Annotated in this window: 17 protein-coding genes; all 17 read left to right on the top strand. The window is 69.1% G+C overall.

Annotated elements, in window-relative coordinates:
• Window positions 1-3: 3 nt before the first annotated feature.
• The 17 genes from JF543_RS09300 to JF543_RS09220 all read left to right on the top strand — a co-directional run bounded on the left by JF543_RS09300 (window position 4) and on the right by JF543_RS09220 (window position 21717).
• Window positions 4-3315, top strand: coding sequence for a DEAD/DEAH box helicase (locus JF543_RS09300; protein ID WP_206823843.1), 3312 nt, complete (start codon window positions 4-6; stop codon window positions 3313-3315).
• Between the two features lie 92 nt (window positions 3316-3407).
• Window positions 3408-4985 (top strand): Rieske 2Fe-2S domain-containing protein, encoded by a 1578-nt coding sequence (locus JF543_RS09295; protein WP_179410799.1) that lies wholly within the window; start codon window positions 3408-3410, stop codon window positions 4983-4985.
• 247 nt (window positions 4986-5232) lie between these two features.
• Window positions 5233-5763: a bifunctional pyr operon transcriptional regulator/uracil phosphoribosyltransferase PyrR gene (pyrR, locus tag JF543_RS09290; protein ID WP_179410800.1), complete on the top strand. Its 531-nt coding sequence runs from the start codon at window positions 5233-5235 to the stop codon at window positions 5761-5763.
• A complete protein-coding gene (locus JF543_RS09285; RefSeq protein WP_179410801.1) occupies window positions 5760-6725 on the top strand; it encodes an aspartate carbamoyltransferase catalytic subunit in 966 nt (321 codons plus the stop codon). Before pyrR ends, JF543_RS09285 begins: the two co-directional genes overlap by 4 nt.
• Window positions 6722-8050 (top strand): dihydroorotase, encoded by a 1329-nt coding sequence (locus tag JF543_RS09280; protein WP_206823841.1) that lies wholly within the window; start codon window positions 6722-6724, stop codon window positions 8048-8050. The genes JF543_RS09285 and JF543_RS09280 overlap by 4 nt, the downstream gene beginning before the upstream one ends.
• Window positions 8047-8553 (top strand): hypothetical protein, encoded by a 507-nt coding sequence (locus JF543_RS09275; RefSeq protein WP_179410803.1) that lies wholly within the window; start codon window positions 8047-8049, stop codon window positions 8551-8553. Before JF543_RS09280 ends, JF543_RS09275 begins: the two co-directional genes overlap by 4 nt.
• A complete protein-coding gene (gene carA, locus JF543_RS09270; RefSeq protein ID WP_179410804.1) occupies window positions 8550-9698 on the top strand; it encodes a glutamine-hydrolyzing carbamoyl-phosphate synthase small subunit in 1149 nt (382 codons plus the stop codon). The genes JF543_RS09275 and carA overlap by 4 nt, the downstream gene beginning before the upstream one ends.
• Window positions 9698-12985, top strand: coding sequence for a carbamoyl-phosphate synthase large subunit (gene carB, locus JF543_RS09265; protein ID WP_206823839.1), 3288 nt, complete (start codon window positions 9698-9700; stop codon window positions 12983-12985). The genes carA and carB overlap by 1 nt, the downstream gene beginning before the upstream one ends.
• Window positions 12982-13845 carry an orotidine-5'-phosphate decarboxylase gene (gene pyrF / locus JF543_RS09260; RefSeq protein WP_179410806.1) on the top strand — a complete coding sequence of 288 codons (864 nt, stop codon included), beginning with the start codon at window positions 12982-12984 and terminating at the stop codon, window positions 13843-13845. The genes carB and pyrF overlap by 4 nt, the downstream gene beginning before the upstream one ends.
• Window positions 13838-14746, top strand: a complete 909-nt coding sequence (gene gmk / locus JF543_RS09255) for a guanylate kinase (RefSeq protein WP_274366930.1) — start codon at window positions 13838-13840, stop codon at window positions 14744-14746. The genes pyrF and gmk overlap by 8 nt, the downstream gene beginning before the upstream one ends.
• Before the next feature lie 91 nt (window positions 14747-14837).
• The gene (rpoZ, locus tag JF543_RS09250; RefSeq protein WP_179410807.1) at window positions 14838-15092 is read left to right on the top strand and encodes a DNA-directed RNA polymerase subunit omega; all 255 of its coding nucleotides are present in this window, start codon (window positions 14838-14840) and stop codon (window positions 15090-15092) included.
• A gap of 105 nt (window positions 15093-15197) precedes the next feature.
• On the top strand, window positions 15198-16394 hold the full coding sequence (metK, locus tag JF543_RS09245) for a methionine adenosyltransferase (protein ID WP_179410808.1): 1197 nt from the start codon (window positions 15198-15200) through the stop codon (window positions 16392-16394).
• A gap of 73 nt (window positions 16395-16467) precedes the next feature.
• Window positions 16468-18411 (top strand): primosomal protein N', encoded by a 1944-nt coding sequence (locus JF543_RS09240; protein WP_347401149.1) that lies wholly within the window; start codon window positions 16468-16470, stop codon window positions 18409-18411.
• A gap of 25 nt (window positions 18412-18436) precedes the next feature.
• A complete protein-coding gene (fmt, locus tag JF543_RS09235; RefSeq protein WP_206820514.1) occupies window positions 18437-19360 on the top strand; it encodes a methionyl-tRNA formyltransferase in 924 nt (307 codons plus the stop codon).
• Complete coding sequence (locus tag JF543_RS09230; RefSeq protein ID WP_206823831.1) at window positions 19357-20775, top strand: RsmB/NOP family class I SAM-dependent RNA methyltransferase; 1419 nt, start codon at window positions 19357-19359, stop codon at window positions 20773-20775. The genes fmt and JF543_RS09230 overlap by 4 nt, the downstream gene beginning before the upstream one ends.
• 1 nt (window position 20776) lies before the next feature.
• Window positions 20777-21457, top strand: coding sequence for a ribulose-phosphate 3-epimerase (gene rpe / locus JF543_RS09225; protein ID WP_206823830.1), 681 nt, complete (start codon window positions 20777-20779; stop codon window positions 21455-21457).
• Window positions 21454-21717: a phosphoribosyl-ATP diphosphatase gene (locus JF543_RS09220; RefSeq protein WP_179410813.1), complete on the top strand. Its 264-nt coding sequence runs from the start codon at window positions 21454-21456 to the stop codon at window positions 21715-21717. The genes rpe and JF543_RS09220 overlap by 4 nt, the downstream gene beginning before the upstream one ends.
• The last annotated feature ends 9 nt before the right edge of the window (window positions 21718-21726 follow it).

The following is a 21726-nucleotide window of genomic DNA, read 5'->3' as shown; positions in this document are numbered from 1 at the left end:
GTCATGACGTCACCCCGGCTTGAGGAACGCGCGTTGCGCGCCCTTGCCGGTGATGGCGGCTATCGGCGTGGGCTCGACTACGCCCGGCGCGGGCAGGTCTCCAAGACCAGCTGGGATGCCGCCACGCAGACGCTCACCGCCCACGTGCGCGGCAGCGAACGGTCACCGTACCGCTGCCAGGTGCGCTTCGACGCCCGGCGCGTCATGACCACGGGATGTTCCTGCCCGATGCGGGTCGCCTGCAAGCACGTGGTGGCGGCGATCCTCGTCGGTGCAGGAACGGAGCAGCAGACGCACGGCACCGGTCCCGCCCCTGCGACGGCGCCTGCGGTGAGCCCGCCACCCCGAGCCTCCTGGGAGCAGTTCGGTGCGTTCGCGCAGGCGTCACCGCCGGCCTGGCGTGCGCTGCTGAACCCGTCGGCTTCGACGCAGACCGAGCCGCTCGCGCTGGGCATCGAGTTGCGCACGCGAGCCGGGCACACGCATGACCGCTGGGGCGCGGCCGCACTGCAGACGGCGACCCCGCGCGGGCTCAGTCGCGAACCGGGCGAGGTCATGCTGGTCGTGCGTCCGCTGATGCGCAGCCGTTCCACCGGCAACTGGATCCAGGGTGACGCGTCGTGGGAGTCCGTGCGTCGGGCAGCCAGCGGCTTCGTGCCGGAGCAGGCGCGTTGGTTCGCGGACTTTCTCAGCCTCGCCCGCGACTCGCTGCTCTCGGGCACCGCCGGTGATTGGATCGCCCTCGACCGGGTGCAGGCGCCGCTTTTGTGGCAGCACCTCGACGCACTGGACCGTCTCGGCATCCCCATCGTCGCCACGCAGAAGCACACCACCGTCCGGCGTGCGCAGTCCGCGTCTGCGGGGCTGCGGATCGATGCGCGGGAAGACGACGGACTGACGGTCGCCGCCGACGTGACCTTCGAGGGGGAGCAGGTGCCGGCCGCGTCACTCCGCCCGATCGGTGCGATCGGCCTCTATCGCTGGGAAGTGACCGGGGCGGCGGTCGAGGTGACACTCGCCCAGGTGACTCTGCAACCTGCGGTGCTCGCGGCGCTCACGACCGGCGGAGAGATCCCGGTTCCGGGTCGCGACCGTGCGGCGTTCCTCGCAGAGGTTTACCCTTCGCTGGCGCGACAGGCCCCGGTGCGGGCGTCCGATCGTGTGAGCCTGCCGGCACCGGCCGTCCCCGAACCCGTGCTGCGCGTGCGCTTCCGCAGTGGGCACCGGATCGAGTACCGCTTCGAGTGGGAGTACGCCGGGCACGGCACCGTGCCGTTCGCCACGGTACGGGGCGGTTTTCGGGACGCGGATACTGAAGCCGACCTGACCCGCGAGATCAAGGCCATCTGGACCCGCGGTACGCCGGACGAGTTCGATGCCGCCGGGAAGTTCGAGCAGGTTGCGGCTGCGGAATGGGCGGCACAGGTGCTGCCACTGTTCGAGGACAGCGCGGTGAAGGTCGTCGTGACCGGCCGTCGAACGGCGTACCGCGAGCTGGCAGGCACCCCCGAGATCGCCATCACGACCGTCGAATCCACCGACCCCGACTGGTTCGACATGGGCATCATCGTGACGATCGACGGCACGGCGATCCCCTTCGCGCCGCTGTTCACCGCACTCAGCATGCGTCGCACCAAGCTGCTGCTCGTCGACGGGTCCTACTTCTCGCTCGCCCACCCGGCGCTGCAGCGACTGCGCGATCTGATCGATGAGGCCGCAGAGCTCACCGAATGGGAGACCGGCCCCCGGATCAGCCGCTATCAGACCGCGCTCTGGGAGGACTTCGAAGACCTCGCGGATGAGGCCGAACCCGCCGTCAGCTGGCGCGAGACCGCCGCGGGGCTGCGCGGCGTGGACAGCGTGCCGACGACCCCACCTCCGCACGGCCTGACCGCTCAGCTGCGGCCGTACCAGCAGCAGGGTCTCGATTGGCTGGCCTTCCTGTGGCGGCACCGGCTCGGTGGGATCCTCGCCGACGACATGGGGCTCGGAAAGACGCTGCAGTTGCTCTCGCTCGTGCTCCACGCGACGGAACAGGGCGAGAACCGGCCCTTCCTCGTCGTGGCTCCGACCTCGGTGCTGGGAACATGGCGCAGTGAGGCGGCGCGGTTCGCGCCCGGGCTGCGCGTGCGGGTGGTCGAGGGCACGGCATCGCGGCGCGGCCAGGGCATCGCCGACATCGCCGAGCACGCCGATATCGTCGTCACCTCGTACGCCCTGCTGCGTCTGGACGCCGACGAGTACGCACGAACGCGCTGGGCGGGCGTGATCGTCGACGAGGCGCAGTTCGCCAAGAACCCTGCCACCAAGGTGCACCGGGCACTCGCAACCCTCGACGCCGATGTCACCATCGCCGTCACCGGCACGCCGCTGGAGAACACCCTGATCGATCTCTGGGCGTTGTTCTCACTCACCGCGCCTGGGCTCTTCCCTTCGAAGCGTCGCTTCCGCGAGGAGTACGTGCAGCCGATCGAGCAGGGCAAGGTGCCCGAGAACGAGGAAGGCTCGCAGTATCGGCAGAAACGCCTGGAGCGCCTGCGCCATCGCATCCGTCCCCTCATGCTGCGCCGCACCAAGGATCTGGTCGCCGCAGACCTGCCCGAGAAACAGGTGCAAGAGGTGCTCGTCGAGCTGGCTCCCGCGCACCGAGCCGTCTACGACACCGTGCTGCAGCGTGAGCGTCAGAAGGTGCTCGGCCTGCTGCAGGACCTCGACCGCAACCGGTTCATCGTGTTCCGCTCGCTGACGATGCTGCGCATGCTCGCACTGTCTCCGACCCTGATCGAGCCGGATGCGCCGTCCGTGGCATCCGCGAAGCTCGACGTGCTCCTCGAGCACGTCACCGAACTTCGCGCCGAGGGCCACCGCGCCCTTGTGTTCAGCCAGTTCACCTCTTTCCTCGAACTGGCCGCCGAGCGCCTGCGCGCCGCCGGCGTCCCGTACGCCTATCTCGACGGTTCGACCCGAGACCGCGAAGCCGCGGTCGACGGTTTTCGAGATGGTGACGCGCCCGTATTCCTGATCAGCCTGAAAGCCGGTGGCTTCGGGCTCACTCTCACCGAGGCCGACTATGTCTTCCTGCTGGACCCGTGGTGGAACCCCGCCGCCGAAGCACAGGCGATCGACCGCACGCACCGCATCGGACAGACCCGGCGCGTGTTCGTGTACCGGTTGATCGCGGCCGGGACGATCGAAGAGAAGGTACTGGCCCTGCAGCAGCGCAAGGCGCGGCTGTTCACCGCGGTCATGGACGACGAGGCGCTGTTCTCGCAGGCGCTGACGGCCGACGACATCCGCGGACTACTTGAGCCCTGAGGTGAGCGCCGCAGGCGTTTCCCACGGCTCGCGTCCCCGGAGTCCCAGCCTCGGCTCGGTACACTCGAGGCTGTCCACAACAGAGGAGAGACATGCGGATCACGGGACTCGGCCACGCGGGGATGTTCATCGAGACGGTCGGCGGGAACATCATCTGCGACCCCGTGCTGGGTCCGTCGTTCTTCGGCTCGTGGTTCCCGTTCCCTGATAACCGCGGGCTCGACTGGGAGCGCTACGGGCGCGAGGCGGACTTCCTGTACATCTCGCACCGCCACCGCGATCACTTCGACCCGCGACTGCTCGAGCGGTACATCTCGAAGGACATCGAGGTGCTGCTGCCCGAGTACGTCACCGACGACCTCGAGGTCGACATCCGTGCACTCGGGTACAACAACATCACCTACGCGCCGGCCGGCCAGGTGATCGAGCGCGGCGACCTGAAGATGATGATCACGCCGCTGCGCGCCCCCAGCGACGGCCCGATCGGTGACTCGTCGCTGAGCGTGGATGACGGCACGGCATCGATCCTCAACCAGAACGATTCGCATCCGCTCGATCTGGAGGCGCTGCTGTCGTTCGGCAAGCCCGAGGCGTACTTCACGCAGGTCTCCGGCGCCATCTGGTGGCCGATGGTCTACGACCTGCCGCAGGACGCCAAGCAGAACTTCGCGCGCCTGAAGCGCGAGGCGCAGAACAAGCGCGCGATGTACTACATCGAGAAGGTCGACGCGCCGCACGTGTTCCCGATGGCGGGCCCGCCGATGTTCCTGCGCGAGGAGCTCTTCCGCTACAACGGCACCGGCCAGGACGACGACTCGATCTTCACCGATCAGAAGGAGTTCCTGGCTCACTTGAAGGAGCAGGCGCCGCAGTACGACGGCCAGCTGTTCATCCCCGGCACCGTCGTCGACATGAATCACGGCGAGATGACGGTGACGCAGAGCCTGTACAGCCAGGATGAGATCGACCACATCTTCGACGAGAAGTGGGAGTACCTGGCCGAGCAGAAGGCGACGCGGCAGCAGGAGGTCATCGACGAAGAGGCCACGCGCGCCGAGGTGCTGCCGCCCGAGGAGATGCTCGCGGCGCTCAAGGCGTGGTGGGAGCCGCTGCTGAAGAAGTCCCGCACGATCCGGCTCGGCGTTGGCGGCAACGTGCGGTTCAAGATCGGCGACCTCGACATGGTGGTCGACTTCCCGAAGGCCAAGGTGCGTGAGTACGCGGGGGAGGAGTGCATCTACTGGTACACGATTCCCGCCGATCTGGTCTCGACGAACATCCGCGATCATGAGATCGACTGGTCGAACTCGATCTTCCTGTCGATGCAGTTCTCGGTGGGGCGCAGCGGCAAGTTCAACGAGTTCCTCACGACGTTCCTGAAGTGCCTGTCGGTCGATCGCATCGAGTACGTCGAGAACTGGTACCAGGAGCAGACCGATCAGACTGAGGATGCCGAGATCGGCGACTGGGTCGTGCAGCGCCGTTGCCCGCACCTGCGTGCCGATCTGACCCGCACCGGCAAGATCGACGAGGACGGCGTGCTCACGTGCAGCATGCACGATTGGAAGTGGGATCTGAAGACCGGCAAGTGCCTGTCGACGGCAGGTCACGCGATCCGCGCCGAGAAGATCGACCCCGTCACCGACGAGGCATTGCGTCCCGGCGCCTGAGCATTTGGCAGCCCGGGGCCGAACCGGGCGTCCACTCCGCCGTCTGGTGTCACCGAGAACAGGCGATCTCACGAGAACAGGACGAATTCCGCAGGATCGTCCTGTTCTCAGCATCCGTCCTGTTCTCGTGCGCGCGAAACGGCGCGCGGGGCACCTCGCGCGGCCGCGAGCGCGAGCGGGGTTCGCTAGACTGGTGTCATCACCAACCTTTAACCCCGTCCGGAGAGGCGGAGAAGGGACGTGGCCGTTGTCTGCACGCACTGTGCTGCATGAAGCCGATATATCGCGCGCTCTGACGCGCATCGCCCACGAGATCCTCGAATCCAATCGCGGCGCCGAAGGCCTTGTCCTTCTCGGCATCCCGACCCGCGGCGTGACCCTCGCCGAGCGGCTCGGGCCGGTCATCTCCGGCATCGCTGGCGTCGACATTCCCGTCGGAGCGATCGACATCACGCTCTTCCGAGACGACCTGTCGCAGCATCCGACCCGCGCACCCAAGCGCACGGACATTCCCGAGGGTGGCATCGACGGCAAGACCGTCGTCCTCGTCGACGACGTGCTCTTCTCAGGTCGCAGCATCCGCGCGGCACTCGACGCGCTGCAGTCCATCGGCCGCCCCGCGGCCGTGCGCCTCGCGATCCTTGTCGACCGCGGACACCGCGAACTGCCGATCCGCCCCGACTTCGTGGGCAAGAACATTCCCTCCGCCCGCACCGAGCGCGTGAACGTGCGTCTGCGCGAGCTCGACGGCAGCGACGAGGTGACGATCGAATCATGAGGCACCTGCTCGATACCCGCACACTCGACCGAGAGACCGCCCTGCGCATCCTCGACGTGGCCGAGGACATGTCTGACACCCAGTCGCGCCAGGTCAAGAAGCTGCCGACGCTGCTCGGCAAGACCGTGGTCAACCTCTTCTTCGAGGACTCCACCCGCACGCGCATCTCGTTCGAGGCCGCTGCCAAGCGTCTCTCCGCCGACGTCATCAACTTCGCAGCGAAGGGCTCCAGCGTCTCGAAGGGCGAGAGCCTGAAGGACACCGCCCAGACACTGGAGGCGATGGGGGCGGATGCTGTCGTCATCCGTCACTCCGCCTCTGGCGCGCCCCGCACGCTCGCGACCAGCGGCTGGATCTCGGCCGGCGTGGTCAACGCCGGTGATGGCACGCACGAGCATCCGACCCAGGCGCTGCTCGACGCATTCACCATCCGCAAACGCCACCACGGTGCCGATAGCCGCGGTCGTGACCTCGCCGGGCTGCGCGTCGTGATCGTGGGCGACGTACTGCATTCCCGCGTGGCTCGCTCGAACGTCTGGCTGCTGTCGCTGCTCGGAGCCGACGTCACGCTCGTGACGCCCCCCACGCTCGTGCCGCAGAACGTCTCGCAGTGGCCGGTGCGGGTGCTGTACGACCTCGACGCCGCGCTGGCAGAGGGACCCGACGCGGTGATGATGCTGCGCATTCAGGGCGAGCGGATGCACGCCGCGTATTTCCCCACTGAGCGGGAGTATTCCAGGCTCTGGGGTCTGGACGCCGTGCGTGCGGCGGCGCTGCCGGAAGGTAGCATTGTTCTGCACCCCGGACCCATGAACCGGGGCCTGGAGATCTCTTCCGAGGCCGCCGATTCGCCGCGCTCGACCGTGCTCGAGCAGGTCACGAACGGCGTCGCGGTGCGCATGGCTGTGCTCTACCTGCTGCTCGCAGGCGAACGAAACGACGAACGAGGGGAAGTGAAATGAGCCAGACCCTCGTCATCGAAGGAGTCGAGCTGCTCGGACGCGAGAGCACCGACATCGTGATCGAGAACGGCATCATCGCCGAGATCGGAACGGGGCTGAGCCGGTCCGGAGCGCGCGTCATCGACGCCGCCGGGCTGGTGGCACTGCCCGGCCTGGTCGACCTGCACACGCATCTGCGTGAGCCCGGCTTCGAGGCATCCGAGACGGTGCTGACCGGTACCCGTGCGGCCGCCGCCGGCGGGTTCACCGCCGTGTTCGCGATGCCGAACACGCAGCCGGTCGCCGACACCGCCGGCGTGGTCGAGCAGGAGCTCGCCCTCGGCGAGGCAGCCGGCTACGCCACCGTGCAGCCGATCGGCGCTGTCACCGTCGGGCAGAAGGGCGAGCGCCTCGCCGAGCTGGGCGCCATGGCGTCGTCGCGGGCACGCGTGCGCGTGTTCAGCGATGATGGCTTCTGCGTGTGGGACCCGCTGATCATGCGCCGCGCCCTGGAGTACGTCAAGTCGTTCGGTGGCGTCATCGCCCAGCACGCACAGGACCCGCGTCTGACCGAGGGCGCCCAGATGAATGAGGGCATCGTCTCGGCAGAGCTGGGCCTCGCCGGTTGGCCGGCGGTCGCCGAGGAGTCGATCATTGCCCGCGACGTGCTGCTCGCCGAGCACGTCGGCTCGCGCCTGCACGTGTGCCACCTGTCCACGGCGGGCAGTGTCGACATCATCCGCTGGGCCAAGAAGCGCGGCATCCAGGTCACCGCCGAGGTGACCCCCCACCACCTGCTGCTCACAGATGAACTCGTGCGCGACTACGACGCCCGGTACAAGGTGAACCCTCCGCTGCGCGCGCAGGAGGACGTCATGGCCGTGCGCGAGGGTCTCGCCGACGGCACGATCGACATCGTCGCCACCGACCACGCCCCGCACCCCGCCGAGAACAAGGCCTGCGAGTGGCAGGCCGCCGCGAACGGCATGGTGGGCCTGGAGAGCGCACTGCGCGTCGTGCACCAGTCGATGGTGGCGACCGGCCAGCTCGACTGGGCCGACGTGGCGCGTGTGCTCAGCGCCGCGCCCGCGCGCATCGGGCAGCTCGACGGCTTCGGGGCGCTCGAAGTCGGCAAGCCCGCCCACGTGACGCTGTACGACCCGAACGTGCCCGGTGTCTTCACCGAGTCCGACCTGCACGGTCGCAGCCACAACTCGCCGTACCTCGGACGGGAGCTTCCCGGTCGCGTCCAGTGGACCATCCACGGCGGTGTCGTGACACTCGACGGTGGGGAACTCGTCGAGGATCTGCGGCCTGTCGGGAGCGAGCGGAGCGAGTCGAAATGACGCGCGAACTTGCCGGCCTGATCATGGCCGCCATCGCGGCGGCCATCCTCCTCACGATGTTCTTCGCGTGGCGCGCGCGTCTGCGTCGCGATTCGGGTCTCACCGCACCGCTCGGGGTTCCCGAGCACGCCGAGGTCTCGGCACGGTACGAGGTGCTGCACGTGGCGACGACGAAGCACGGTCAGCCTCTGGAGCGCGCCGCGGTGCGACCGCTCGCATACCGCGCTCGCGGAGAGCTCGCGCTGACCGACCGTGGCGTCGCGTTGAGCCTTGATGGCGCACCCACCGTGTTTCTCGCGGCCGACCGGCTCGCCGGTGCCGACGTCGCCACCGTCACCATCGACCGCGTCGTGGAGCCGTCCGGCCTGATCCGCCTTGACTGGCGGGTCGCCGATGGGATCCTCGTCGACACCTACCTTCGGCTCTCGGCAGCCGAGCCCCAGCAGATCCTCCCGGAGCTCCAGCAGTTGTGCGGCGCTCCGGAGAACGGAGTGAACTCTTGACCGCCCTCACCGCAGATTCCGCCGTACTCGTCCTCGAGGACGGCACCCGCTTCGTCGGCCGCGCCTACGGCGCGCGCGGCACCACCCTTGGCGAGGTCGTCTTCGCGACCGGCATGTCCGGCTACCAGGAGACGCTCACCGACCCGTCCTACGCCGGTCAGATCGTGCTGCAGACTGCGCCGCACATCGGCAACACCGGTATGAACGCCGAAGACAACGAGTCGGCGAAGATCTGGGTTGCCGGCTACATCGTGCGCGACCCCGCCCGCCGGGTGTCGAACTGGCGTGCCGAGGAATCCCTCGATGATGCACTGATCCGCGACGGAATCGTCGGTATCAGCGGCATCGACACGCGTGCGCTCACGCGCCGCATCCGCGATGCCGGTGCGATGCGCGGCGGCGTCTTCTCGGGAGCGGATGCTGCCCTTGATCCCGCGGAGCAGTTGACCCGCGTGACGACTGCCCCCGAGATGGCCGGTCAGAACCTGTCGGCAGAGGTCTCGGTCGCCGAGACGTACGTGCTGCCCGCCACGGCCGAGCGGATCGGCAACCTCGCCGTCATCGACCTCGGTGTCAAGCGGGCAACGCTCGAAAACCTCGCCGCGCTCGGTTTCGACGTGCACGTGCTGCCGCAGTCGTCGTCGTTCGACGCGATCCGTTCGATCGACCCGGTCGGGGTGTTCTACTCCAACGGGCCCGGCGACCCCTCGGCATCCGACGCACAGGTCGCGGTGCTGCGCGAGGTGCTGCAGGCCGGTCTGCCCTACTTCGGCATCTGCTTCGGCAACCAGCTGTTCGGCCGCGCCCTGGGGCTCGGCACGTACAAGCTGCAGTTCGGCCACCGCGGACTGAACCAGCCCGTGCTCGACAAGGCCACCGGCCGCGTTGAGATCACCGCCCACAACCATGGCTTCGCCGTGGACGCGCCCGTCGAGGGTGTCTTCGACAGCCCGAACGGCTTCGGATCGGTCGAGGTCAGCCACGTCGGGCTCAACGATCAGGTCGTCGAGGGGCTGCGCGCCCTGGACATCCCGGCCTTCTCGGTGCAGTACCACCCCGAGGCGGCGGCCGGCCCGCACGACGCCCACTATCTCTTCACCCGCTTCCGCGATCTCGTCATCGCGACCCTGGAGGCCAGCAAGTAATGCCCAAGCGCGACGACATCAACTCCGTTCTCGTGATCGGCTCCGGCCCGATCGTCATCGGTCAGGCCTGCGAGTTCGACTACTCCGGCACCCAGGCGTGCCGTGTGCTGCGCGAAGAGGGCGTGCGCGTGATCCTGGTCAACTCCAACCCGGCCACGATCATGACCGACCCCGACTTCGCCGACGCCACCTACATCGAGCCGATCACTCCCGAGGTGATCGAGACGATCATCGCCAAGGAGAAGCCGGATGCCATCCTGCCGACCCTCGGTGGACAGACCGCGCTGAACGCCGCCATGGCGCTGCACGAGCGCGGCATCCTGGCAAAGTACGACGTCGAGCTCATCGGCGCCAAGGTCGATGCCATCCGTCGAGGTGAAGACCGTCAGGTGTTCAAGGAGCTCGTGCTCGAGGCGGGCGCCGACGTCGCCAAGTCGGTGATCTGCCACACGATGGACGAGCTGCTGGCAGGTGCTGAAGAGCTCGGCTACCCGCTGGTCGTGCGCCCGAGCTTCACCATGGGTGGTCTCGGCTCCGGCTTCGCCTACGACGAGGCGGACCTGCGCCGCATCGGTGGCGCTGGCCTGCACGACTCGCCGACCAACGAGGTGCTCCTGGAGGAATCGATCCTCGGGTGGAAGGAGTACGAGCTCGAGCTCATGCGCGACACCGCCGACAACACGGTGGTCGTCTGCTCGATCGAGAACGTCGACCCCGTCGGCGTGCACACCGGCGACTCGATCACCGTGGCACCCGCGCTGACGCTCACCGACCGTGAGTTCCAGAAGCTGCGCGACATCTCGATCGACATCATCCGCGCCGTCGGCGTCGACACCGGTGGCTGCAACATCCAGTTCGCGGTCGACCCGACCAACGGCCGCATCATCGTCATCGAGATGAACCCGCGCGTCTCGCGTTCCTCGGCCCTGGCGTCGAAGGCGACCGGATTCCCGATCGCGAAGCTCGCCGCAAAGCTCGCCCTCGGCTACCGCCTGGACGAGATCCCGAACGACATCACCGGTGTTACACCGGCGAGCTTCGAGCCGACGCTCGACTACGTCGTCGTGAAGGTGCCGCGTTTCGCCTTCGAGAAGTTCCCCGCCGCGGATGCCACTCTGACGACGACCATGAAGTCGGTCGGTGAGGCGATGGCCATCGGCCGCAACTACACCACCGCGCTGCAGAAGGCGCTGCGGTCGCTGGAGAAGCGTGGATCGAGCTTCCACTGGGGCCCGGAGGAGCGCTCGGTCGACGAGCTGCTCGAGATCGCCAAGACGCCCACCGACGGTCGCATCGTCGTGCTGCAGCAGGCGCTGCGCAAGGGCGCGACGATCGAGCAGGCGTTCGAGGCGACCTCGATCGACCCGTGGTTCATCGACCAGATGGTGCTGATCAACGAGGTGGCCGAGACCGTGGCATCCGCCGCCGAGCTCGACGCCACGACGATTCGTCACGCCAAGGAGCACGGCTTCTCCGACGCGCAGATCGCGCAGCTGCGCGGCGTGGACGAGGCCGAGGTACGGGGCATCCGTCGTGCGCTCGACGTGCGTCCGGTGTACAAGACGGTCGACACCTGCGCGGGGGAGTTCCCCGCGCTGACGCCGTACCACTACTCCAGCTACGACTTCGAGACCGAGGTCGCGGCATCCGACCGCACCAAGGTCGTCATCATCGGCTCCGGTCCGAACCGCATCGGCCAGGGCGTCGAGTTCGACTACTCGTGCGTGCACGCGTCGTTCGCGCTGTCGGATGCCGGATACGAGACCGTCATGGTCAACTGCAACCCTGAGACGGTCTCGACCGACTACGACACCTCGGACCGGCTGTACTTCGAGCCGCTGACGCTCGAGGACGTGCTCGAGGTGCTCGACGCCGAGGCGCGTAGCGGCACGATTCTCGGTGTCGTCTGCCAGCTGGGCGGTCAGACGCCACTGGGTCTGGCGAAGGGCATCGAGGCGGCCGGGTACACCGTGCTCGGTACGAGCCCCGAGGCGATCGACCTGGCCGAGGAGCGCGAGCTCTTCGCCCGCCTGCTCGACGACGCCGGGCTCGTCGCCCCCCGCAACGGCACGGCGATCGACGTCGAGGGCGCGGTGCGCATCGCCGAGGAGATCGGCTACCCGGTGCTGGTGCGCCCGAGCTTCGTGCTCGGCGGCCGCGGCATGGAGATCGTCTACGACACCCCCTCGCTGCGTGACTACTTCGTGCGCACCGCGGATGAGGTCGTGATCGAGGAGGGCAAGCCGCTGCTGGTGGACCGCTTCCTCGACGATGCGATCGAGCTCGACGTGGACGCCCTGTACGACGGCACCGACCTGTACATCGGCGGTGTCATGGAGCACCTCGAAGAGGCCGGCATCCACTCGGGTGACTCCAGCTGCACGCTGCCGCCGGTCTCGCTCGGCCGTACCGACGTCGACCGCGTGCGCGCGGCGACGCTCGCGATCGCGAAGGGCGTGGGCGTGCGCGGTCTGCTGAACGTGCAGTTCGCGATCAGCGCGGGAGTGCTGTACGTGATCGAGGCGAACCCGCGCGCCAGCCGCACCGTGCCGTTCGTCTCGAAGGCGCTGGGCATTCCGCTGGCCAAGGCCGCGAGCCGCATCATGGCTGGCTCGACCGTCGCCGAGCTCATCGACGAGGGCATGCTGCCGGCACAGGACGGCTCGCGCGTGCCGCTGGGCGCTCCGGTCGCCGTCAAGGAGGCCGTGCTGCCGTTCAAGCGCTTCAGCACCCACGATGGCAAGGTCGTCGACTCGGTTCTGGGTCCGGAGATGCGCTCGACGGGCGAGGTCATGGGCATCGACCGCGACTTCCCGACGGCGTTCGCCAAGAGCCAGGCTGCGGCCTATGGCGGAATGCCCGTCTCGGGCACCGTGTTCATCTCGGTCGCCGACGCCGACAAGCGCGCGGTGATCCTGCCGGCGCACCGTCTGCAGCAGCTGGGCTTCACCCTGGTGGCCACCGAGGGCACCGCCGAGATCCTCAGCCGCAACGGCATCGACGTCACCGTCGTGTCGAAGTTCAGCGAGACGCAGGACAGCGGAGCCGAGAACATCGTCGACCTGATCAACGAGGGCCGCATCGACATCGTCGTGAACACTCCCAGCGGGGGAGCGGCGCGTGCCGACGGCTACGAGATCCGGGCCGCGGCGGTCGCCGCCGACAAGGCGCTGTTCACCACCATGGCAGTGCTCGGCGCGGCGGTCAGCGGTATGGACGCCACCAGTGACGGTTTCGACGTGCGCAGCCTTCAGGAGTACGCGCTCGACCGCAAGGGGTCGGTGTGACCGAGTCGTTCCCCGCACGTCTGCGTGCCGCGCTCGACGAGCACGGCCCGCTGTGCGTGGGGATCGATCCGCACGCCGCGTTGCTTGAGCAGTGGGGTCTGGGTGCGGATGCTGACGGCATCCGCGCCTTCGGGCTCGCCGTCGTCGAAGCGGCGGCGGGCCGGGTGGGCGTCGTGAAGCCCCAGGTGGCGTTCTTCGAACGCTACGGATCCCGCGGCTTCGCAGCGCTCGAAGACGTGATGTCGGCCGCGCGTGCGGCCGGCCTGATCGTGATCGCCGATGCCAAGCGCGGCGACATCGGCTCGACCATGGCCGGCTATGCGTCGGCGTGGTTCGAGTCGGGGTCGCCCTTGGAAGCGGATGCCCTCACTGTGAGCCCCTACCTGGGACCGGAATCGCTGCGTGAGACGCTGACGGGCGCCGTCCGCGCCGATAAGGGCGTCTTCGTGCTCGCCGCGACCAGCAACCCCGAGGCGGCGGCGCTGCAGACGGCCACTCCGGTCGACGTGGCCGCCGGCGACGGCGAGACGGTCGCGCGACGCGTGGCACGGGATGTCACGTGGGTGAACGACTCGGATGCTTTCGCCGCCGGATTGGGCCCGGTGGGCCTGGTGATCGGCGCGACAGTCGACCGCTCGGAGTTCGGCCTCGACGACGATCTGCTCGTGCGCACCCCCATCCTCGCTCCCGGTTTCGGGGCGCAGGGCGCCACGCCGGAGGATCTGACCGGACGATTCGGCCCGCTGGCACGCAACGTGCTCGCCAGCGAGAGCCGGAGCATCCTCGGCGCGGGTCCCGACGGTATCGCCGAGGCGATCCGCTCGCGCAGTGCGCACTACCTGGAGGTACTTCGTGGCTGAGAACCGCACCGTTCCCGACGTTGATCGCGCCGCAGCATCGCGGCGCGCGCTCGAGCGTCGCCGCGCCCGGGCATCCCTGAAGCGCGACCTGGCGATGCGGGTCACCGCACCGCAGGCCGTTCTGCGTCAGGCATTCGAGGACGCCGATTCGGATGCCGCGACCATGCGGGTCACCGATTTCCTGATGGCGCTGCCGGCGATCGGCGCGGGCAAGCGCGACCGCGTGCTCGAGGATCTCGGCATCTCGCCGGTCAAGCGCCTGGGCGGGCTCGGCGTGCGCCAGCGCGCCGCTCTGACCGCGTGGCTCGACGAACGGTTTCCGCCGCATCGTCCGCGTGAGGGGCGCAGCCGTCTGCTGGTGCTGGCAGGCCCGACCGCCGTCGGCAAGGGCACGGTTGCCGCGCACATCCGCGAGACGAACCCCGATCTGCACCTGTCGGTTTCGGCGACCACCCGCAGCCCCCGGCCGGGTGAGGTCGATGGCGTGCACTACTACTTCTTGGACGAGGCCGAGTTCGATCGCCTCATCGAAGAGGGGCAGTTGCTTGAGTATGCGACGGTGCACAACAAGCATCGCTACGGAACGCCGCGCGGTCCCGTCGACGAGGCGCTGGCGCAGGGCAAGACCGTGCTGCTGGAGATCGATCTGCAGGGCGCCCGCCAGGTGCGGGAGTCCGAGCCCTCGGCATCGCTGGTGTTCTTGCTGCCGCCGACGTGGGACGAACTCGTCAACCGTCTGGTCGGTCGGGGCACCGAGGACTCCGAGGAACGAGCCCGTCGACTGCGCACGGCGCGGACCGAACTGGCAGCGCAGAACGAGTTCGACTACCTCGTCGTGAACGCCGACGTCGCCACGGCGGCCCGCGACGTCGTAGAATTGTCTTCAGGCTCTGCGCGCTGACCGGGTTCTGTCCCGTACGGAGCGCGCGCTCCCACCGATTTTCGCGACACGTCGTCATCTGATGCATCGTCGCCTGACCAGGAGGTCCACCATGGCCGGAACCAACCAGGGCATCATCGACCCGCCCATCGACAACCTGCTCGAGCGCGTTGAGTCGAAGTACGAGCTCGTGATCTACGCATCCAAGCGGGCGCGCCAGATCAACGACTACTACTCCGACCTGCACGAGGGCAACCTGTTCGACAACGTCGGCCCGCTGGTCGACTCGTCGGTCGAGGACAAGCCGCTGACCATCGCGCTGCACGAGATCAACGAAGACAAGCTTCGCATCCGTCACGCCGAGTGACGTGCACACCGTAAGCCGCCGACATCCGCATGCGGATGTCGGCGGCTTCATGCACACTGGCTTCGGGCCGAGAACGGCCCCGCACGAAACCGATCTGGAGCACCGATGAGCGCGTTGCGTCTGTTCACGTCCGAGTCCGTCACCGAGGGGCACCCCGACAAGATCTGCGATCAGATCTCGGACAGCATCCTCGACGGACTGCTGGCCGTCGACCGCGGGTCGCGTGTCGCGGTCGAGACGCTGGTCACCACGGGGCTGGTCCATGTGGCCGGTGAGATCCGCACCGAGGGGTATGTCGATATCCCCACGATCGTGCGCGACGTGGTCAACCGCATCGGCTACACCTCCAGCGACACCGGTTTCGACGGGTCGTCGTGCGGCGTGAGCATCTCGGTGGGGGAGCAGTCCACCGACATCGCGCAGGGCGTCGACCAGGCCAGCGAACACCGTGACGGCAGCTCGACCGACCCGCGCGATCTGCTCGGCGCGGGCGACCAGGGCATCATGTTCGGCTACGCGACCGACGAGACGCCGCAGCTCATGCCGATGGCGGCGTGGACCGCACACCGGATCGCGGAGCGGCTGACCGAGGTGCGCCGGTCGGGCGAACTGGCCTTCCTGCGTCCCGACGGCAAGACCCAGGTGACACTGGGCTACGACGGCCTCGTGCCCAAGACGATCGACGCGGTCGTGCTGTCGACGCAGCACCACCCCGATATCTCGCAGGAAGAGCTGCGCGGCCTGGTACGCGAACGGGTCATCGACCCGGTCCTCGAGCAGACCGGGCTCGACCTGGCATCCGACCTGAAGTACTACATCAACCCGGCCGGACCCTTCGTGATCGGCGGCCCGAAGGGCGACGCCGGTCTCACCGGCCGCAAGATCATCATCGACACCTACGGCGGCGCCGCCCGCCACGGCGGTGGCGCGTTCAGCGGCAAGGACCCGTCGAAGGTCGATCGATCGGGCGCCTACGCCATGCGGTGGGTTGCCAAGAACGTCGTCGCGGCCGGGCTCGCAGCGCGGGCCGAGGTGCAGGTCGCCTACGCGATCGGCGTCGCGCGACCCGTCGGTCTGTACGTCGAGACGTTCGGCACCGGCAGCGTCGACGACGAGACGATCACCCGCGCGATCCGTGAGGTCTTCGACCTGCGTCCGCAGGCGATCATCGAAGAACTCGACCTGCTGCGTCCGATCTACGCGCAGACCGCGGCCTATGGTCACTTCGGACGTGAGCTGCCGGACTTCACCTGGGAGCGCACCGACCGGGCGGACGAGCTGCGCCGCGCCGCCGGCGTCTGAGAGCGGCGGGGCCGTGACGGCCGAAGCCGCCTCCGCGGAACCCGACGCGGGCGACGTCGACCCGGTGGCGACAGTGCCCACCGGGCGGCGGCGCATCGCGCGGGTGCTGATCGATTCGCCGCTCCCGCAGCTGGACCGGCTGTTCGACTACGCGATCCCCGAGGGTCTCGGTGAGGTCGAGCCGGGGGTGCGGATCAAGGCACCGCTGCGCACGGCTGGTCGGGTCGTGGACGGCCTGATCGTCGAGATCGACGAGGAGCCCGACCCCTCGCGCACCCTCTCCGAGATCGAGAGCATCGTCTCATCGACGGTCGTGATGCCCGATCCGCTCTACCGGCTCGCCAGACGCGTTGCGGACCGCGCCGCGGGCAGCGCATCCGACGTGCTGCGGTTGGCGATTCCCAAGCGCCAGGTGCGGGTGGAGAAGTCCTGGCCACCCGTCGCCGCCCCACCCGCGGTACCCGCCGAGGCGGTATCAGGTGCGGAGGCCGTCGTGGCCCGCTACGACGGCTTGGCAGAGGTGCTCGCCGAGCGCCGCCGTGCCGCCGTCGAGGCGATCCCCGTGCAGAACGGTACGACGCCCGGGTGGGCCGAGATGATCGCCGCCTCGGCCACGATCGAACTGGCCGCGGGCCGCTCCAGCATCCTGATCGTCCCGGATTACCGCGACCAGGAGGTGCTGCTCGCGGCGCTGGCCACGATGGTGCCCGACGATGCAGTCGCGCGGTACGACGCCCGCCAGAGCAATCCCGAGCGCTACCGTTCGTTCCTGCGCACCCTCGACGAGGCGCCGTGCGTCGTCATCGGCAATCGCTCCGCGGTGTACGCGCCCGTGCAGGCGGGACTCGTGGCGATCTGGGACGACGGCGACCCGTTGCTCGGTGAGCCGTTGGCACCGTACGTCCATGCCCGCGATGCCGCGCTGGTGCGGCAAGAGCAGGAGGGAAGCGCGCTGCTGCTGGTCGGGCACACGCGCTCCACCGATGCGCAGCGTCTTGTCGCCGGCGGCTGGATGCACGAGGTGACGGCCGTGCGAAGGGTGCTTCCGCAGGTGCGGTTGAGCACCCCGCAGGAGCTGGAGCAGGGCGGCCGGCGTGTGCCGTCGAGCGCCTTCGGCGCGGCGCGCGCCGCGACGGGCGAGGGACCTGTACTGGTGCAGGTGGCGCGCCCCGGCTTCTCGCCGAGTCTGGTGTGCGGCACCTGCCGCGCGCCGGCGCGTTGCACGCACTGCGGCGGCCCGCTGGGGGCACGAAGGCGTGGCGCTGTGCCGGTGTGCGGGTGGTGCGGCCGTTCCGCGCACTCGTGGCGTTGCGGTCACTGCGACTCCGATCAGGTGCGGCTCGCCTCGTCGGGCACCGAGCGCACCGCCGATGAGCTCGGGCGCGCCTTCCCCGGCGTACGCGTGATCGTCTCGGACGGCGCGCACCCTGTGCAGCACGTGGATGCCAAGCCGGCCCTGGTCGTCTCGACACGAGGCGCCGAGCCGATCGCCGACGGCGGATACCGCGCCGTGATCCTGCTCGACGGGGCGCGGATGCTGCAGGCGCCAGAGCTGCGCATCGGGGAGTCCTGCCTGCGCTGGTGGTGCAACGCGGCCGCGCTTGCCGCTCCCGGCGCTCCGGTGCACCTGGTGGGTGTGGACGGCCCCGTCGCCCGAGCCTTGGCCACCTGGACACCAGCCGCATACGCACGTGGCGAACTCGAGGCCCGGGCACCGCTGCATATGCCGCCGACGGCACGCGTGGCTCAGATCGACGGGTTGCCGGCCGCGGTGCGCGCAGCCCTCGACGCCCTCGCCGAACTCGATATCCGTGGTGAAGCGGTGCTGGGCCCGGTGCCCATCGGCGATGAGGGCAAGGTGCGCGCGCTGGTGCGCTTCAGCTACGCGGCGGGCCAGGCCGTCGCGACCCGACTGCGCGCCACCGTGATCGCGCAGGCAGCGCAGAGCCGTCGAGGACGGGGGCGTGTACGGGTCCCGCTGACGGTGCACCTGGATATCCTCGAACCAGACATCTGATCGAAACACCCTCCGGAGAACCTTCATGCGCCTCGTCTTCGCCGGCACACCCGCCGTCGCGGTGCCCACGCTTCGCACTCTCGCCGCGCAGCACGACATCGTCGGGGTCGTCACCCGCCCCGATGCCCCCCTCGGCCGCAAGCGCGTGCTGACGCCGTCGCCAGTCGCCGAGGCCGCCGACGAGCTCGGGTTGCCGGTGATCAAGGCGGCACGACTCGATGCCGAGGTCACTGCGCAGATCTCCGCGCTCGACGCCGAACTCGGCGTGATCGTCGCCTATGGCGGCATCGTGCGCGAGCCGCTGCTGTCGACGCCGACCCAGGGATGGATCAACCTGCACTTCTCACTGCTGCCGCGGTGGCGCGGCGCCGCACCGGTACAGCGAGCGCTGATCGCCGGCGACACCGAGATCGGCGTGAGCGTGTTCCGCCTCGTGCCGGCGCTCGACGCCGGCGACGTGTTCGCGATGCGCGCGGTCGACATTCCCGCCGACGCGACCGCCGACGTCGCACTGGACGTGCTCGCCATCGACGGCGCCGACCTCACCCGCACGGTCGTCGCTGACATCGCGGCCGGCACCGCCGTGGCGACACCGCAGGCCGGAGACGAGACCCTCGCCCCGAAGCTCGGTCTTGAGGACGGCCTGCTCGACTGGCACCAGCCGGTCGACATCATCTACGCCCGCTACCGGGGCGTGACGCCCGAACCGGGGGCGCACACGACCTTTGACGGGGGTCGGCTCAAGATCCTGGCCGCCGCGCCGGCAGCATCCGACGCCCCGCGCCTGGCGCCGGGGGAGCTGGGCGGAACCAAGACCGCGGTGCTGATCGGTACCGCGAGCACACCGCTCGAGGTGACCCGAGTGCAGCCCGCCGGGCGCGGGGCGATGAACGCCGCGGACTGGTGGCGCGGCCTGCGCGATCACGATGGACTGCGGGTGGGATCATGAGCCGCACGCGCATCCAGCCGGCCCGCTGGGTCGCCTACGACGTGATCCGCGCTGTCACCGAAGACGACGCGTACGCCAACCTGCTGCTGCCGAAGCTCATCGCCGAAGCACGCCTGAACACCCAGGACGCCGCGCTGGCGACCGAGCTCGCGTACGGCACGCTTCGCCGTCGCGGCACCTACGACGCGATCATCGCGGATGCCGCCGGTCGCCCGGTCAGCGAGATCGATCCCGCGGTGCTCGACGCGCTGCGCCTCGGCGCGCACCAGCTGCTGGCGACCAGAGTAGCCCCGCACGCCGCCGTCAACGAGTCGGTGAACCTCGTCGCAGCGGAAGTCGGGCGCGGGGCGTCCGGTTTCGCCAACGCCGTGCTGCGCAGGATCGGACGAGACGACGCCGACACCTGGCAGGAACGCATCGAGGCGGGAGCACGATCCGACGACGAGCGGCTCGCACTGCGCACCGCGCACCCGGTGTGGGTGATCCGGGCTCTGCGTCGCGCGCTGGCGGCCGAGGGCCGCGATGACGAGCTCGACGCGCTGCTCGAATCCGACAACCTCTCGCCCGAGGTGACCCTCGTCGCGCTCCCGGGGCTTGCCGAACCCGGGGAGCCGCGCCGTCCCTACGCGGCGACCGCGTATGGCTCGCCCGGAGGCGACCCGCGAGAGGCGATCGCGCACGCCGACGGGCTGATCCGTGTGCAGGACGAGGGCTCGCAGCTTGTCGCGCTGGCGCTGGCCGAGGCCGCCCCCGTCCGCGAAGGGGAGCGCTGGCTCGATCTGTGCGCCGGGCCGGGCGGAAAGACCGCGCTGCTGGGCGCGCTCGCACACCAGCACGGGGCGGCACTCGAAGCCAATGAGGTGGTGCCGACACGTGCAGGATTGGTGCGCAACGCCGTACGCCCATTGCCGATCCCGATCCGCGTGCACAGTCAGGACGGACGGGCGTTCGCCGCGCAGCACCCCGCTGCATTCGACCGGATCCTCGTTGACGCCCCCTGTACCGGGCTCGGCGCGCTGCGCCGTCGCCCCGAGGCCCGTTGGCGCAAGTCGCCGTCCGACGTCCCCGAGCTCGTCGCGCTGCAGACGCAGCTGCTGGATGCCGCTGCCGACGCCCTGGCGCCGGGAGGAATCGTGGCGTACGCGACCTGCTCACCGCACCTCGCCGAGACCACCGGAGTCGTCTCGGAGGTGCTGCATCAGCGCGACGACCTCGTCGAGCTCGACGCCCGTGCGGTGATCACCGGCATGTCGCAGTCGCCGATCGACCTCGGCGCTCGTGGCACGGACGAGCCGGGGGCGCTCAGCGCCCAGCTCTGGCCGCATCGCCACGGGACCGACGCCATGTTCGTCGCGCTGCTGCAGCGCGTCCCGACCACGAACGGCGCCGACTCGGGCGCTGAAGGAGACGAGTGACATGAGCCTGCCCCGCGCCCCGCGTATCAACCCCAGCATCCTCGCCGCCGACTTCGTGAACATGCAGACCGAACTGGCGCGGATCGCCACCGCCGACTACGCGCACGTCGATGTCATGGACAACCACTTCGTGCCGAACCTCACGTTCGGGCCGCAGATGGTCGAGCGCATCCAGCAGACCAGCCCGATCCCGCTGGACGTGCACCTCATGATCACCGACCCCGACCGGTGGGCGCCCGGATACGCCGAACTGGGTGCGGCCAGCGTGACCTTCCACCTCGAGGCCGCATCCGACCCGATCGCGCTGGCACGGAGACTGCGATCGATCGGCGCCCGCGCGGGCGTGGCGATCAAACCGGGTACGGCCGGCGACGCCCTGTACGACATACTCGACGAGTTCGATCAGATTCTGGTGATGACCGTCGAGCCCGGCTTCGGCGGCCAGGGGTTCATGCCCGAGACCATGCCGAAGCTGCGTGCGTTGCGGGCCGAGGCGCAGCGGCGCGGATCCGACGTCTGGCTACAGGTCGACGGTGGGATCTCGGATGCAACCATCGCGCAGGCCGCCGAGGCGGGTGCCGACACGTTCGTCGCAGGCTCGGCCGTGTACGGTGCCGACGACGTCGCGGCGGCCGTCACAGGTCTCCGAGAGCGTGCGCGAGAGGCTAGCCTGGGACTGTGAAGACTTTCGACGAACTGTTCGCCGAGCTCAGCGCCACCGCGCTCACCCGGCCCGAGGGATCGGGCACCGTCGCACAGTTGGATCGCGGCGTGCATGCCATCGGCAAGAAGATCGTCGAAGAGGCCGCTGAGGTGTGGATGGCCGCTGAGTACGAATCGAACGAGAATGCGGCCGAGGAGATCTCGCAGCTGCTGTACCACCTGCAGGTGATGATGCTGGCCAAGGGACTGACCCTTAAGGACGTCTACCGACATCTGTGAGCCGCCCCG

The organism is Microbacterium esteraromaticum (assembly GCF_017303215.1).
In the GTDB taxonomy this organism is placed as follows: Bacteria; Actinomycetota; Actinomycetes; order Actinomycetales; family Microbacteriaceae; genus Microbacterium; species Microbacterium esteraromaticum_C.
This window is presented reverse-complemented; position numbering and strand designations above follow the sequence as displayed.